Origin of the sequence: uncultured Xanthomonas sp. (genome assembly GCF_964278005.1) — a bacterium.
Lineage (GTDB): Bacteria > Pseudomonadota > Gammaproteobacteria > Xanthomonadales > Xanthomonadaceae > Xanthomonas_A > Xanthomonas_A sontii.
In genome coordinates this window covers 11,786-26,607 of the sequence record NZ_CAXYKF010000027.1, presented here as the reverse complement: position 1 = coordinate 26,607, position 14,822 = coordinate 11,786, and the positions used below count along the sequence as shown (strand labels likewise).

General features: G+C 70.9%; 11 protein-coding genes and 2 tRNA genes. 9 read left to right on the top strand and 4 right to left on the bottom strand.

Annotation, left to right across the window (positions count from 1 at the left end):
- Positions 1-342 precede the first annotated feature (342 nt).
- From kdsB to ACHWVH_RS19655, 6 genes are all read left to right on the top strand, one after another.
- Positions 343-1,122, top strand: a complete 780-nt coding sequence (gene kdsB / locus ACHWVH_RS19680) for a 3-deoxy-manno-octulosonate cytidylyltransferase (RefSeq protein WP_267081569.1) — start codon at positions 343-345, stop codon at positions 1,120-1,122.
- Positions 1,119-1,607 (top strand): low molecular weight protein-tyrosine-phosphatase, encoded by a 489-nt coding sequence (locus ACHWVH_RS19675; protein WP_017917314.1) that lies wholly within the window; start codon positions 1,119-1,121, stop codon positions 1,605-1,607. Before kdsB ends, ACHWVH_RS19675 begins: the two co-directional genes overlap by 4 nt.
- On the top strand, positions 1,604-3,025 hold the full coding sequence (locus tag ACHWVH_RS19670) for a redoxin domain-containing protein (protein WP_152237407.1): 1,422 nt from the start codon (positions 1,604-1,606) through the stop codon (positions 3,023-3,025). The genes ACHWVH_RS19675 and ACHWVH_RS19670 overlap by 4 nt, the downstream gene beginning before the upstream one ends.
- Entirely contained in the window at positions 3,022-4,881 is a 1,860-nt protein-coding gene (uvrC, locus tag ACHWVH_RS19665) for an excinuclease ABC subunit UvrC (protein WP_295927981.1), read from the top strand. Before ACHWVH_RS19670 ends, uvrC begins: the two co-directional genes overlap by 4 nt.
- 9 nt (positions 4,882-4,890) lie before the next feature.
- Positions 4,891-5,526 carry a CDP-diacylglycerol--glycerol-3-phosphate 3-phosphatidyltransferase gene (pgsA, locus tag ACHWVH_RS19660; protein WP_394687813.1) on the top strand — a complete coding sequence of 212 codons (636 nt, stop codon included), beginning with the start codon at positions 4,891-4,893 and terminating at the stop codon, positions 5,524-5,526.
- 36 nt (positions 5,527-5,562) lie between these two features.
- Positions 5,563-5,638, top strand: a tRNA-Gly gene (locus ACHWVH_RS19655).
- Positions 5,639-6,122: 484 nt separating this feature from the next.
- Here the strand turns inward: ACHWVH_RS19655 and ACHWVH_RS19650 are convergent.
- Positions 6,123-7,307: a hypothetical protein gene (locus ACHWVH_RS19650; protein WP_394687812.1), complete on the bottom strand. Its 1,185-nt coding sequence runs from the start codon at positions 7,305-7,307 to the stop codon at positions 6,123-6,125.
- 386 nt (positions 7,308-7,693) lie between these two features.
- Here ACHWVH_RS19650 and ACHWVH_RS19645 point away from each other — a divergent pair.
- The 3 genes from ACHWVH_RS19645 to ACHWVH_RS19635 all read left to right on the top strand — a co-directional run bounded on the left by ACHWVH_RS19645 (position 7,694) and on the right by ACHWVH_RS19635 (position 9,172).
- Positions 7,694-7,767 (top strand) — tRNA-Cys (locus ACHWVH_RS19645).
- A gap of 493 nt (positions 7,768-8,260) precedes the next feature.
- Entirely contained in the window at positions 8,261-8,854 is a 594-nt protein-coding gene (locus ACHWVH_RS19640) for an STY0301 family protein (RefSeq protein ID WP_394687811.1), read from the top strand.
- Positions 8,855-8,863: 9 nt separating this feature from the next.
- Positions 8,864-9,172: a hypothetical protein gene (locus ACHWVH_RS19635; RefSeq protein WP_394687810.1), complete on the top strand. Its 309-nt coding sequence runs from the start codon at positions 8,864-8,866 to the stop codon at positions 9,170-9,172.
- A gap of 345 nt (positions 9,173-9,517) precedes the next feature.
- Here ACHWVH_RS19635 and ACHWVH_RS19630 read toward each other — a convergent pair whose 3' ends face one another.
- The 3 genes from ACHWVH_RS19630 to ACHWVH_RS19620 form a co-directional block, all read right to left on the bottom strand.
- Entirely contained in the window at positions 9,518-11,683 is a 2,166-nt protein-coding gene (locus ACHWVH_RS19630) for a hypothetical protein (RefSeq protein ID WP_394687809.1), read from the bottom strand.
- A gap of 34 nt (positions 11,684-11,717) precedes the next feature.
- Positions 11,718-12,914: a DUF3142 domain-containing protein gene (locus ACHWVH_RS19625; RefSeq protein ID WP_394687808.1), complete on the bottom strand. Its 1,197-nt coding sequence runs from the start codon at positions 12,912-12,914 to the stop codon at positions 11,718-11,720.
- 96 nt (positions 12,915-13,010) lie between these two features.
- On the bottom strand, positions 13,011-14,684 hold the full coding sequence (locus ACHWVH_RS19620; protein ID WP_394687807.1) for a hypothetical protein: 1,674 nt from the start codon (positions 14,682-14,684) through the stop codon (positions 13,011-13,013).
- Positions 14,685-14,822: the final 138 nt, after the last annotated feature.

Below are 14,822 nucleotides of genomic sequence, written 5' to 3'. Positions count from 1 at the left end.
GGTGAGGGGCGAACCACCTCCTCGCGCTTCCTCGCCACAGATGGGCGCCAACACGGCGCGCGTGCGGCGCGCGCGACGTGAGCGCAAGCCGCAGCACGCCGACGCTTTCCGCGCCGCGGGGCAGGGCGCGCGTGCGGTCGCCGGCCGGCGCCACCACCTGCACACCGGCGATCCCGACGTGGTCGATACAATGACCCTCAGTGCCGTTGCGGCGTGCGGCGGCCACCGGGCAGCTGCCCGGCGTCCACCAGGCCGTTTCGGCCAACCATGCGGAGAGCTTTCGATGACGGTCTTCTCGCGATATCCCCGGCGCACGCGCGCCGCTGCCGGCGCCACCCGCGCATGAGCGCCGCCGTGCCGCCGTTCGTCGTCGCCATCCCGGCCCGCTACGCCGCCTCGCGGCTGCCGGGCAAGCCCTTGCGTGCGCTCGGCGGCGAGCCGCTGGTCCGCCACGTGGCGCGGCGTGCCCTCGCCGCCGGTGCCACCCAGGTGTGGGTAGCCGCCGACGATGCCCGCATCGCCGCCGCCGTGGCCGACCTGGACGGCGTGCATGTGGCCAATACCTCTGCCGACCACGCCTCCGGCACCGACCGCCTGGCCGAGTGCGCCGACATCGCCGGTTGGGACGATGCGACCCTGGTGGTCAATCTGCAGGGCGACGAGCCGTTCGCGCCGGTGGCCGGCATCGTCGCGGTGGCCCGGACCCTGGCCGACAGCGGCGCCGAGATGGCGACCCTGGGCACCCCGGTGGACGCGGCCGAGCACCTGTTCGATCCCAACGTGGTCAAGCTGGTGCGCAGCGCCGCCGGCGATGCGCTGTACTTCAGCCGCGCACCGATCCCCTGGCACCGCGACGCCTTCGCCGCCTCGCAGACGCAGTTGCCGCTGCCCGGCCCGTGGCTGCGGCATATCGGCATCTACGCCTATCGTGCCGGCTTCCTGCGCCGGTTCGCGGCGATGCCGCCGGGCACGCTGGAGCGGATCGAGTCGCTGGAGCAGTTGCGGGTGCTGGAAGCCGGGTTCCGCATCGCGGTGGCGTTGTCGCCGGCGCCGTTCCCGCCGGGCGTGGACACGCCCGAGGACCTGGCGCGCGCCGAGGCCTACCTGCAGGGGCAGGCATGAAGCTGCTGCTGGTGTGCCTGGGCAACATCTGCCGTTCGCCGATGGCCGAGGGCGCGCTGCGCCACCACCTGCAGCGCTCGCCGCTGGCGAGTGTGGTGGAGGTCGACTCGGCCGGCACCGGCGACTGGCACCGCGGCGAGCCGCCGGACCGGCGCGCGGTCGCCTGCGCCGCCGCCCATGACGTGGACATCGCCGGCCTGCGCGCCCGGCAACTGCGCGACCGCGACTTTGCCGAGTTCGACTGGATCCTGTGCGCCGACGCGGCCAACCTGCGCGACGTGCGTCAGCGCGCCCCGGCGGCGGCGCACGAGCGCGTGGCCCTGTGGCTGCCGTGGGCCGGGGTGCACGGCCATCGCGAGATCCCGGATCCGTACACCGGCGGCAGCGCCCAGTTCGAGCAGGTCTGGCAACTGGTAGACGAAGCCGCCGCCGGCAGCGTGGCGCGACTGTCCGTCGACCTCGGCTCCGGCATAATCGGCCGATGAATTCCATCGCCGCCCTGGAACTCCCCGCGTCCGGCGCCTGGCTCAACGCCGAGCCCATTCGCCTGCGCGATCTGCAGGGCCGGGCGCTGGTGCTGGCCTTCGTCAACGCCGCCTCGGTCTGGTGCGCGCAGCGTCTGGCCGAACTCGGCCAGTGGCAGGCGCGCAATCCCGGACGCCTGCAGGTGATCGTGGTGCAAGTGCCGCGCTTCGACAGCGAGCGCGAGCCGCAGCGGGCGCTGAAGCTGCTGCGCAGCCAGGGCGTGTCCGCGCCGGTCCTGCTCGATGCCGATTGGGCCGCCTGGCAGCGCTTCGGCGTCCAGGCCTGGCCGACCCTGGTGCTGATCGACGCCGGCGGCGTGGAGCGCGAGCGCCTGGTCGGCATCGGTGGCGCGGAACTGGACAAGGCGCTGCACGCGCTCTGCGCCGGGCAGCCGCTGCCGCTGGACGAGGACCTGCGCGACGCGCGCGAGACCCAGCCGGAGCCGCGCCTGCCGCTGCGCTTCCCGACCGGCCTGGCGGTGGCCGAGGATCGCCTGTACGTCGCCGACAGCGGCCATCACCGCATCCTCGAATGCAGCACCAGCGGCCGCGTGCTGCGCCAGTTCGGCATCGGCACCGCGGACTTCATCGACGGCGCGATCGGCGAGGCGGCGTTCCACCGCCCGCGCGGGCTGGCGCTGGAGCGCGGCGTGCTGTACGTGGCCGATACCGGCAACCATGCGCTGCGCCGGATCAACCTGCTCACCGGCCAGGTCGACACGCTGTGCGGCAACGGCCGCGCCGGCGAGCCGGTCGAAGGCCCGGTGGAGCAACCGCTGCTGGCGCCGCTGAACCATCCGCAGGACGTGGTGATCGCCGACAACCAGGTGCACCTGGCGATGGCCGGCGACAACCGCATCTGGAGCTACGACCTGGGCAGCCGCAGCCTGCGCTGGCGCGCCGGTGCCGGCGCGCTGGAGCTGCGCGACGGCAGCGGCCACCTGGCCGCGTTCGCGCAGCCGTGCAGCCTGGCCGCGGTGCAGCAGGTGCTGTACGTGTGCGATGCGCTGGGCTCGGCGGTGCGCTCGATGCAGTTGCGCGGCGACCTGGTGCAGACCCTGCTCGGCGGCCAGGGGCCGTGGGATTTCGGCAACGAGGACGGGCCGCGCAGCCGTGCCCGCCTGCAGTTCCCGCAGGCGATCGCGCTGAGCCCGGACGCGCCGCTGCTGTGGATCGCCGACAGCGGCAACGGTAGTCTGCGCAGCCTGCGTCTGGGCGGCGGCGAACTGTCCACCGCGGCCTTGCCGCGGCGCCTGCATGGCCCGGGCGGGTTGGCGGTCAGCGCCGGCACGGTGTGGATCGCCGAGACCGATGCGCATGCGGTGCTGCGCTACGACATCGCCAGCGGCGAACTGCGCGACCTCGCGATCGGCGAATGAGTACCCCCGCATTGCCCGCGTTCGACGGCAAGGCCTTTGCCGCCAACCTCAGTACCGCGCCCGGCGTCTACCGCATGTATGCCGCCGACGACACCTTGCTCTACGTCGGCAAGGCCGGCGCGCTGCGCAAGCGCGTGTCCAGCTACTTCAGCGGCTCGCCGAAGAACGCGCGGACCATGGCCATGCTGGCGCAGGTGGCGCGCATGGACGTCACCGTCACCCGCAGCGAGGGCGAGGCGCTGCTGCTGGAAAACCAGCTGATCAAGTCGCTGTCGCCGCGCTACAACGTGTCGCTGCGCGACGACAAGAGCTATCCCTACGTGCTGCTGACCCGCGAGGAGTGGCCGCGGATCACCCTGCACCGTGGCCCGCGCGCGGTGCCCGGGCGCTATTTCGGGCCGTATCCCGGCGTCACCGCGGTGCGCGAGACGCTGAACCTGATGCATAAGCTGTTCAAGCTGCGCAGCTGCGAGGACAGCGTGTTCCGCAATCGTTCGCGGCCGTGCCTGCAGTACCAGATCGGCCGTTGCAGCGCGCCGTGCGTGGCGTTGGTGGCGGCCGACGAGTACGCCGAGGCGGTGCGCCGCTCCACGCTGTTCCTGGAAGGGCGCAGCGATCAGCTCGGTGAGGAATTGGTGCAGGCGATGCAGGCCGCCAGCGAACGTCTGGAGTTCGAACGCGCCGCGCGCCTGCGCGATCTGCTGGGCTCGCTGCGCAGCATGCAGAGCCGGCAATACGTGGACGGCCGCGCCGCCGACCTCGACGTGCTGGCCTGCGCCACCCAGGGCGCCAACGCCTGTGTGCTGCTGCTGGCGTTCCGCGACGGGCGCAATCTCGGCACCCGCGCGTTCTTCCCCAAGACCAATGGCGAGGACAGCGCCGCCGAGGTGCTGGGCGCGTTCGTGTCGCAGTACTACGTCGAGCACGCGCCGCCGCGCGAGGTGCTGCTGGACCGCGAGATTCCCGACGCCGAGCTGATCGAGGCGGCGCTGAGTTCGGCCGCCGAGCGCAAGGTGCAGCTGAAGTGGAACGTGCGCGGCGAGCGCGCCGGCTACCTGGAACTGGCCAGCCGCAACGCCCAGGCCACCCTGGTCACCGAACTGACCAGCCGCAACGCCCAGCACGCGCGCAGCGAGGCGCTGCGCGAGATGCTCGGCCTGGCCGAGCCGGTCAAGCGGGTGGAATGCTTCGACATCAGCCACACCATGGGCGAGGCCACGGTGGCCTCCTGCGTGGTGTTCGACGCCAGCGGCCCGGTGCGCAGCCAGTACCGGCGCTACAACATCAGCGGCATCGAGCCGGGCGACGACTACGCGGCGATGCGCCAGGCGATCGAGCGCCGCTTCCGCCGCGCCGCCGAAGGCGAGGGCAAGGGCGATGCGGTGCTGCCGGACGTGCTGCTGATCGACGGCGGCGCCGGACAGCTGGCGCAGGCCACCGGTGCGCTGGCCGACCTGGGCGTGGACGGGGTGCTGCTGATTGGCGTGGCCAAGGGCGCCGAGCGCCGTGCCGGCCACGAGACCCTGGTGATGCCGGACGGGCGCGAGCTGCGCCCGGGCGCGGCGTCGCCGGCGCTGCAGTTCATCCAGCAGGTGCGCGACGAGGCGCACCGCTTCGCCATCACCGGCCACCGCGGGCGCCGCCAGAAGGCACGGATGACCAGCAAGCTGGAGGACATCCCCGGCATCGGCCCGCGGCGCCGCGCCAGCCTGCTCAAGCATTTCGGCGGGCTGGCCGGACTCAAGGCCGCCGGCGAGGCCGAGATCGCGCGGGTGGAAGGCATCAACGACGCACTGGCTGCACGAATCTACGCTAACCTGCACGGGCTGCCGGTCCCCGATCCGGCAGGCGAGTAGAGCAGCGCAATGAAGTTGACCATCCCCACCTGGCTCACGCTGCTGCGGATCGTGATGATCCCCGTGCTGGTGCTGGTGTTCTATCTGCCGTACACCTGGACCAACTTCGCCTCGGCGGCGATCTTCGGCCTGGCCGCGTTCACCGACTGGCTGGACGGCTGGGTGGCGCGGCGCTACCACCAGTACTCCGCGTTCGGTGCGTTCCTGGATCCGGTGGCCGACAAGCTGATGGTGGCGGTGGCGCTGTTCCTGATCGTGCAGGGCCACCCCACGCCGTGGATGGCGTTCTGGGCGGCGGTGATCGTCGGCCGCGAGATCGCGGTGTCGGCGCTGCGCGAATGGATGGCCGAGATCGGCCAGCGCGCCAAGGTGCGGGTGGCGATGATCGGCAAGATCAAGACCACCGCGCAGATGGTGGCGCTGCTGTGCCTGCTGTACTCGGTGATGCCCGACGGCTCGCCGCCGGAGAGCGTGTGGATGGGCTTGTTCATCTTCCACGTCGGCGACTGGACCCTGGCGATCGCGTCGATCCTGACCCTGTTTTCGGGCATCCAGTACCTGCATGCGGCCTGGCCGAGCCTGCGCGACGACGAGCGCGCGGCGATGGCGGAAAAGAACGCGAAAAAAATCGAAGGCAACGGTTGACAGGCTGCGTGGTCCCGGTAGAATTCGCGGCCTCAAGCGGGAATAGCTCAGTTGGTAGAGCGCAACCTTGCCAAGGTTGAGGTCGCGAGTTCGAGTCTCGTTTCCCGCTCCAGATCATGAAAACAGGACCTTCGGGTCCTGTTTTCGTTTTGGGCGGATGCGCTGCATTGGCAGATGCGTGCATGCGCGTCGAGCCGTCGCGCAGGGCCGTTTCGCTTCATGCGGTCGCCAGCAACGCGATGGCGAACTGCACTGCGTCAGTTGGCCATCGCATCGCATCGCATCGCGTTGCCGGATGGCCGTGCCACTCGCCGTTGCCGGAAGCGATCCAGCTCGCTGCCTTGGCCTGCCACGCCCGCGTTGGGGTGTGGTTCGCATGCAGGTTGCCGGCTGCTCCACGTTGAATGGGACGCGCCGTTCGCCATGCGCAATCTCGGCTGGATCAACACGCAGGCACCGTGGCCGCGTTGAGGATGCAGCGGGCGCTGCATCGGCATGTACTCGCCGCCGTGCGCTGCCCGCGCGCGCCAGCGTCGAGCGCGTCATACAGACACGACCGTGACGCGATAGATGCGCCCCTGCGTTCTTGTGCCGCCTCAGGGCCTTGGAGTGGCCGCACGGAAGCCGGCATGCCCGCAGGCCGCGTCGTAGGCGTAGTCGCCGGCGGCAAGCAAATGGCGGCCGCTGTTGATGTGGGCCGGCGGCGTCTTCAGCGGCCCGCGCCACTGCACGCTGTCCGGGGTCGCCGCCTTGCCGTCGCCGACCGCAAAGTTGTAACCGAACACCGATTGCCCCTTCGCGTCGACGACGTCGAGCCGCAGTTGGGTGGCATCCGGCACCACGCGCGTCGGATGGCCTGACATCTCCACGGTCTGTTGCATGCTCGCGGGCGTGGCCGGCGGCACCACCGGGTTGAGCATCATGTAGGACACGCCGGTATCGGGCAGCAACTTGCCGCAGACGCGGTAGTCGCTGCCGCTGCCGGGAAAGCTGGCGCAGGCACTGGGCGCCTGCCAGTCGCCCGGCGCATCGGCGGTGGCGCCGCCGCGCTGCAGCGGTACCAGTGCGAATCCCTTCAGCGCCGCCTGGCTGACGCCCAGGGTGATGCCCTTGGCACTGACGATGTAGCCGGGGCTCATGCGCTGCGCGCGCATCTGCGCCAGGTTGAGGAACGGATTGCGCGCGGCATCGACGCCGCGGTCGTAGCCCACGCCCATCATGCCGAAGGTCGGCGAGATGGTGCTGCAGTTGCGCAGCACCTGCGTGCTGCTGCTCAGCGCAGGGCTGCCGTCGTAACCGGCGCAGGTGGCGGGCACCTGTGTCAGCGGCTTGGGTTGTTGGGCCACGCTGGCGACATCGCAGGTGCACTGCGCGGCCAGCACGGTGATGCGGTCCACCCGCGCGGCGGCGCGTTTGCCGTCGGGCGAGACACCGAGTTGCATCGGCACGTCCACGTACTTGCCGGGGTGATACTTGCTGTCGCTCGAGTAGAAGATGTGACCCGGCGTGCTGGACGCGTCCCAGGCGCTGCGCAACGCGTCGCTCAGCGGCACCACCACGCCGGTGGAGCCGGTATCCACCTCCAGCACCTGACTGCCCTTGCTGCGGCCGTCGGCATCGCTGCCGAGCTGCACCCGCACCTGGTAAGCGAACTTGGGCATGGCCCTGGAGGCCAGCGGCAGGTCGACCGTTTGCGTCTGCAGCGCGCAGGTCTGCGCGGCGGCGGTGGCGCTCGCGGCCAGGCACAGCGCGGTCCCGCTCCAGCGTGTCCATCGGTTCATGGCGATGTCTCGTTTGGGTGTGGCGCCATGCTAGAGCGCGGCGGCATGCCCATCGTGCGCGGATCCGCGCGATGCGGCGCTTGTCTACCGCCGCTGGCGTGGCGCTGTGGTCGGCATTCCAGTCGCGACGCGGCGCCATCTGCACACGCGAGGCGCGCATTCGGATCCCGGCAACGTCTGCGCGCGCGCAACCCAGGGTTGCCAAGCCGGGGAGCTTGGTACACAATGCAGTCCGTTGTGCGCCGGGCTGATTCAAAAACATCTTTTGAATCAACGCGTTGGACGAGAGCCGCAAGGCATCGTCCGGTTCCCGCCGCAAGGGCCCCGGCAGCGGGGCTTTGTTTTTGTCGGACGCCACAGGCGTTGCGGCGAGACGTCAGTCCACCGGCCTGGTGGCAGAGTGGTTATGCAGCGGACTGCAAATCCGCGTACGCCGGTTCAATTCCGACCCAGGCCTCCAGTTCGATGTAATGCAAAAGGGCCGCTTTCTGCGGCCCTTTTGCATTGTGCAGTGCGTGCACCTTTCCGCAATCGCGCAGAACGTGCCGCCATTGCGCGATGGCGTGGGGAACGACCTGCGCGAAGCGTGTGCGCGATGACGCCTCTCGCCATCGCGCACACGCCGCTTCACCGGCGATATGTGGCCGTGGCCATGACACGTCGCTGTTCGCCGTAGTAGCAGTCGTCGTGGGCGTCGCAGTGTTGAGACGCAGCTTCTCCTTGAATGGCAGCGCTTTCATCGCTTCCTTGAAGGTCGCCGACTTGGGTTCGCCGTGGGTGTCGTAGAAGCTGAAGCGGAACTGCCATTTCGGGCTGTACTGGCTGTAGTCGTGGGTCGTGCTTTGCATCGGGGTTCTCTTCTGCGGGTGGATGGGGCGGGGGAATGCAGGGAATGGCGCCAACGCACGCAATGACGCCCGCTGCGCGTCGTGTCGTCGCGTTGACCTTTGGCGATGTCGGAGGCACCGTATGCGCGGCCTGGCGATGTGGCCTGCAGCAGTGGTCGGCTGTGCCGCCGGGCGTGCGAGGCGAAGGCCGAGGTCTTTGCCGGTCTCGATCCTGCAGCCGACAGGGAGCGTGTGATGGTGTCGAAGGGAATGTCCGCCACGGCGCGCTGCGCGCTGCCGCTGCTCATCGCCGTGTCCGCTGCGCCCGCCGCGGCCAGGGAGACGCTGCAGTGCCCCGAGCGCCTGCGCATCGCCGAGGCACAGCTGCAGAGCCCCGACGTGCCGGCCGGCGCCCGCGTCGATCTGGCCGCCGCGCCGCCGCTGCGGCTGTTCTCCAGCGGCGTCTATTCCGGGCCGCAGCGCGAGATGGCTGCACTGGTGCCGAGCAACGAGGACGCGCGCCGCCCCGGCGATGCGGGCGTGTCGGTCTGGCGCTTCGATGCGCCCGATCCGCATGGCCTCTATCTGGTGTGTGGATACGGGCCTGACGGCAGGGTGCAGGTCTCGCGGCGTGTCGGCGACGTCGCGCGGTGCGAAGCGAAGCCGCTGCGTCCGGGCAGTGCCGATCCGGCCGCCGGCACCTTGTTCGTGTGCGAGTGAGGCCGCGCGATGGCAGCTGCGCGCAAGGCCGTGGCGATCGCCGCGCAGGCGCTGTCCTGGAGCGGCTATGCGTTGGGCATGCTGCTGCTGTATGCCGTGTCCGGTAGCCCGTACGCATGGGGGGACGGTGCCGATCCGCAGTTGTCCTCCGCCAATTTCCAGGACAGCGGCAACGGGTGGCTGGTCGGCCTGTGCGTGCCGGCGGTGCTGGTGCTGTTGCAGGCCGTGCACGCGCTGCTGAGCCGCCGCCGCAGCGTGCGCCTGTGCTGCCCGGTTGCGCTGACGATCGCCTGCCTGGTTTGGTACTGCTGGAACTGAGCGCAGTCTCCAGGCCGCATGTCTGCGGGACTGGCGCAGGCACGTGAACGCCACGCGGCGCATGCCGCGAGCGATGACGTGCTTGTCGCGCGTGGTGCGGTGCTGCATCGGGAGAACGGTCGTCCAGGACGACAGAGCGGCCGGCGCCGCATGCATCGACGCGATTCCAGCGGTAAACAGGAAAGTCCTGTTGAAGAGACGAGCGGGGGCGGCGATCCCTACCTTCGGGGTTGGGGAGTCGGGATTGGGGATTGGTCGGAGCGGCGCAGTGCAGGCCTGACGGTTTCGCCGGTGGTGGCAAGCAATGCGCTCGTGCGCGGATCGCGGCCGACCCGCGCCGCGGGCTCAGTCCTGCGGCGTTTGCGCTGCGACTGTCCGTGCCTTGCGCTGCATGCGCCGGCGCACCAGCCAGCCTGCCGCGGCCAGCAGCGCCAGGCCGGCCGCGCACAGGGCGAGCCGTTGCGTGTGCACGAACTGGCGTACGGCCTGGCCGCGCTCGATCCACAGGCGCCGCCGCGCGCCCTCGAAATCCGGCGTCTCGCAGGCGCCTACGCCGAACACATAGGCCTTGCCAGGCACCGGATTGAGTGCGCCGTGCGCGACATAGCGCTGGTAGGACCGACGCGCCTGCGCCGGGTCGATGGTGATCAGCCAGTCGGTCGCCTGGCACAGCGCGGCGGCGTAGGCCTGGCTGCGTGCGGGCAGGTCGTCGGCGGCGCGATCGGCCAGGGCGGCGGCGATCCAGCGGTAGTGGTAGCGGCGGTAAGGCTGCGCGGCGGTGGTGTTCCAGCGCTGCGCTTCGGCGGCGGCGATCAGGCCGCCGGGGCGCAGCTGCGCATGCGCCGTGGCTTCGGCATAGTTGCCGGCGTAGACCCGGTTGTCCGGCCCCATTTCGTAGCCCAGCAGTTCCATGCCCTGGCGGCGCGCGATCAGGGCGGCCCGGTAATTGCCCTCGGCGCGGCCGAGGCCGGTCCAGGCCGATGCGCCTTGCCGCCGCGCATCGCGATAACGGCGCGCCGCCTCGCGCAATTCGGGCTGGGCGAAGTAGGGCAGCGCCGCGTCGTAACGGCCGTCGCGCATCAGCCGGCGCGCCAGCAGTTCGCGCAGTTTCAGGGCCGGCGTCCGTTCCCAATACGCCGGCGCCGCGTTCGCGGTGGACGGCGGCGTGGCGGGAACGTGGCGATCCACGTAGTCCTGCAGTTCCGGCACGGTGAGGACGCGCTCGGCGACCGCGGCGGCGTCTTCCCAGTAGAGGTCGCCGCTGCGGTACAGCTGTGCGAACGCCTCCACGTAGCTGCCGCGTTGCAGCGCCAGGATCGCCGCTTCGCCCTCGATGCGGCACTGCGGTTTGAGCGTCTCGTTGCTCCAGTCGCCATTGCGGCGCGTGCCCCAGTCCTCGTTCGGCGGGAAGCGCCGGGATGCCTGCGCGTAGGCCTGTGCGGCGCGCGCGGCGTCGCCGTCGCGCAGTGCCATCTTGGCGCGCAGCCACCAGGCCAGGCCGCTGTCGCCGGCATGCGCGAGCAGGCGCGCGGTGCCGGGGTAATCGCCCTGGCGATAGGCCAGCGCGGCCAGGCGGTCGGCGTCTTCCATCGGATCGCCCGCGGCGTCCTGCAACAAATTCAGGAAGCGCGTCGAGGTCAGTACGCTGCCGGAGTCGGCATCGAAGGCGTGGCTGTCGCTGAGCAGCCGGGCGATCAACAGCCGCCGCACCGCCTGCTGTCGCAGCAGCGGCGCCAGTTCGGCATCGCTGCGGCGGGCGAGATCGGCGGCCACCTGCTTGAGCGAACTCATGCCGGTGTCCGAGCCCTGTGCCGCCTGCACCGCGTACAGGCCGATCGCGCCGTTCCAGTCGCCGCTGGCGAGCAGCAGACGCGCCTCCTCGCCGAGGCTGGCGATGCCCAGCTCCAGCGGATCGTCGAATCCGGCCAGGCGTAACGCGCGGGTCTGCTGGAAGGCCTGCCGCGCCTGCTGCCGGTACGACTGCCGCTGCGCCACGGCATCGCCGGCCAGCGCGCCGTCGGCGGCCAGCGCCAGGCTGCGTCCCAGCGAATAGGCGGCCCACGTGCTGCGCGCCCGGCGCTGTGCCTCGGGCAGCGCCAGCACCTGGCGAAAGTAGTCCGTTGCCTGTGGATAATGCCCCTGCGCGAACGCCACCGCGCCGGCGGTGTACAGGCGCAGTTCCGGTGGCAGGTCGGCGCCGTCGCGCTCGGCCTGCTGCGCGTCGTCCAGCGCGCGCAGTTGTTCGATCCGGGCGAACCGCGCGGTGCCCACTTGCCTGCGTTCGACGTCGTCGCGCTGCTGCGGGAACTGCGCGCTGGCGTCCCAGTAGCGCGGCAGGGTCGCCGTGCCGGCGCGGCCGAGGCCGTCGATCGGTGCGCCCAGGCGCTGCACTTCGCGAGCGAAGCTGCCTTCGGGCAATTGCGCGAGCGCGCCGGCACGATCGTCGAGCAGGCGGTACGGGAACTCCGGGCCGCAGGCGCGGGCGCCGCCCAGCGGCAGCAGGAGCAGCATCAGCGCGGCGGCAGGCGTGGCCGCGGGTCGGGGATCACGGCAGGACATCGATGGCACCTGTGTGCAGGCGGCGGCAGCGGACCCAGCCGAGCGCACGGCGTTCTCCGGCGGCCAGGGGTTGGGATGCGCGAGTGCGTTCGAAGCGGGGCGACGGTGCCGGCCATTGCAGCCGGTAATCGCCGAGTGCGTCGCCGGCTTCGCAGGCGCTGCCGCGCAGAACCACGCGCTGCGGCGGCGTGGCCGCGGTCGTGCCATCGTTCGCGAGCGTCAGGTCGTAGACCAGGCCGGTGCCGCTGGCCTGCACCTGCACGGCCGCCTGCAGCGGACGTCCGTGCACCACCGCCTGCAGCGTCGCCAGCGGCCAGGCGCGGCGGTCGCCCGGCAGCGGCAGGCGGAACCAGACGATGCCGGCCAGGTGCGGCGGGCGACGGGCGCGCAGCGCATCGACGAAGGCGGCGAGCTGCTGCGGCGACACGCGCAGTTCGTGGCGTGCGCCGCTCGCCGCCAGCGGCACCTCGCTTTCGATCAGCGGTGCAGTGTCGGTGTCGGTGCCGTCGACCAGGGCCACGCCGTAGGCCGGCAAGGCCAGCCAGAACGGCGTGGCGCTGCGCTGGGCGTAACGGTCGGCCCAGCGTCGCGCCTGCACCGGATCGAACAGGCCGGCCGTCGGTGCGTTCACCGCATGCACCTGCAGCACCGAGCTGTCGACCGTGCGCAGCATTGCGGTCAGTGCCGGACTGTCCAGCCAGGCGGGCAGGGCGGTGATGCTCAGCGCCAGGTCCGCCGGCAGCGCGCCGCGCAGTTGCCGCAGCAGCGCCGCATAGGCGGGCAGACGCGCGGTGGCGCAGTCGTGGTCGATCTCCACGCCGCGCAGCGCCACGCCGGCGGCGCGCCAAGTGCGTACCACCTGCAGCACCTCGGCCTCGATGCGCGTCGCGTCCAGTTGCGGCAGTTGCCCGTCCAGCCGCACCACCGCGATCACCGGGCGGCCATCGGCGGCGAGCTGCCGCAGATCCACCGCGGCGGGACCCCAGCCGGCGCGGGGATGCGCCTGCAGCGCGAGTACGCGCAACGTCGAGAAGTCCGCGCGGGTCTGTGCCAGCGCCACCGCGTGCGCGCCACTCCATTGCCGCTGCCAGACGTAGACCTGGTGTTCCAGCGGCGTCGGGGCCGATGCCGCACAGCCACCAAGCAGCAGACTCAGCCCGAGCAGCGCGCAGCGCAGCGACACGACGGCTGCGTCAGGACAGGTACGGCCGCATGCGGCCGCGGCACGGGAATGACGCCGTCAGGCCGGCAGTGCCCGGAACGTGGCATGCCGTGGCGGTCACGAGAACAGTCGTCCGAACAAGCCCTTCTTTGGTTTGGCGGCCAGTTGCCGGGCCAGCTCGTAGCTCTCGCGCACGTCCGCACGCTCGTGCAGCGCCAGCGAGCGCTCGAAGGCGGCGACCGACGCGGGATAGGCACCGAGGTTCATGTGGCAATTGGCTTGCATCATGTACAGCTGCGCCGCCGAGCCGAGGTCCGCCTGCACCACCGCGTCGTCGAGCAAGGCGCGTGCCGCGTCGCAGGCCGGCAGTGCGCTGCGGTAGTCCTTGAGCACGTAATGGCAGTTGGCCCGGTAGTAGTGCGTGTAGAAGTCGTCCGTGCCGTCGCGCTGCACGGCGAGGAAGTCCTGCAGTGCGGCCTTGGCGTCGGGCAGATAGTACAGCAGCAGGTAGCCGCGCCCGTGCCGCGCGCGCTTGAGCGCCTGTAGGTCCTGCCGCTGCGAGGCCTGGGTGATCAGCGTGCCGTACGCGTCGACCGCGGCCGGGTAGTCGCGCGCCTCGCCGAGTGCGCTGGCGTGCACGAACAGCGTGTCCAGGTCGTGCGGATTCGCATCCGCTGCCGCCTGCGACAGGGCGGTATCCACATGCTCCGGCTGCAGCCGGCCCAGCGCCCGCGCCGCGGTGAGACGGTGGTGCGCCTGCACCAGCGCATACATCCGCAGCAGTTCCGGATCGGCCTGGGCCTCGTCGGGCAACGCCTCGAACTCTTCCTGCGCCGCATCGGCGATTTCCAGCACGTCGGCATGGCGGCCGACGCGATTGAGATGGCTGCATGCCGCCTGCGCGCAATCCAGGAACAGCGGCGTGTCCAGTTCGTAGTCCATCATCAGGGTCAGCGCCAGATCCGCAGCCTCGGCGCGCATGCCCTGGTGGCGATAGGCCTCGCGCAGGTTCTGGTACAGGAACTGGAACTGGCTGTGGCGCAGCCCTTCTTCGAGGATGGCCTGCGCCTGCGCGTACAGGCCCCGGTCCAGGTACAGCAGGCCGAGATTGTTGCAGCACATCGCGAAGGTATGCGTGTCGGTGTTGCAGGTGGCGGCCTCGCCCTGTTCCAGGGCTTGCCGGAACAGCGTGGTGCCGTGCTCGTAGAGGGCGAACTGCACCGCGTCGACGTAGCCGGCATCGGCCGGCTCCATTCCGGCGTGTTTCCATTTGCCGATGGAGACGCCGGCGCTGTAGTAGTGGCAGGCGTTGCCGTCGCGGAAGTCCAGCTGCAGCAGCTGCGGCGACTGCCCGGCAGGCAGCGATTCCATCTCGAACAGGCGGACCTGCAGGTCCACCTGCGGCTGCAGCGCGTGGGCGTTGCGGTAGGCGCTGATCGCCGATGCGGGTTCGTCCAGCCAGTAGTGCGCGCTGCCGAGCAGGCGGTGCGCCTCGGCGTCGTGCGGGGCCAGGCCGATCGCACGTCCGGCCCACTCGGCGACGGTGCGCAGCGCCTGCCGGCGGTCGCTGGTGAAGTGCGCGCTGCGGTCGAGGTAGATCAGGCACTTCAGCCGCCATGGCGCCGCGTCGCCCGGCACGGCCTGGATCCGGGCGTCGCAGCGCTGCATCAGCACCTCGAGGTCGGCCTCCTGCAGATGGTTGAGCACGGTCGTGCCGGACCACAGCCTGTACAGGCCGTCGACGTCGTTCTGGCGAAGGGCGGCCATGCCGCGTTGGATCAGGGTCTGCATGCAGCGGATGCTCTGGAAAGACGGTGCGGGACCCGGCAGCAGCGCGCGGCAGCGTCTCCCGCAGGGCGACGTTGCGGTAGATAGACGAGCCAGTTGCGGTTTTCCCTACCGCGACCGCGGTGCGCCCGGCGCCGGCGA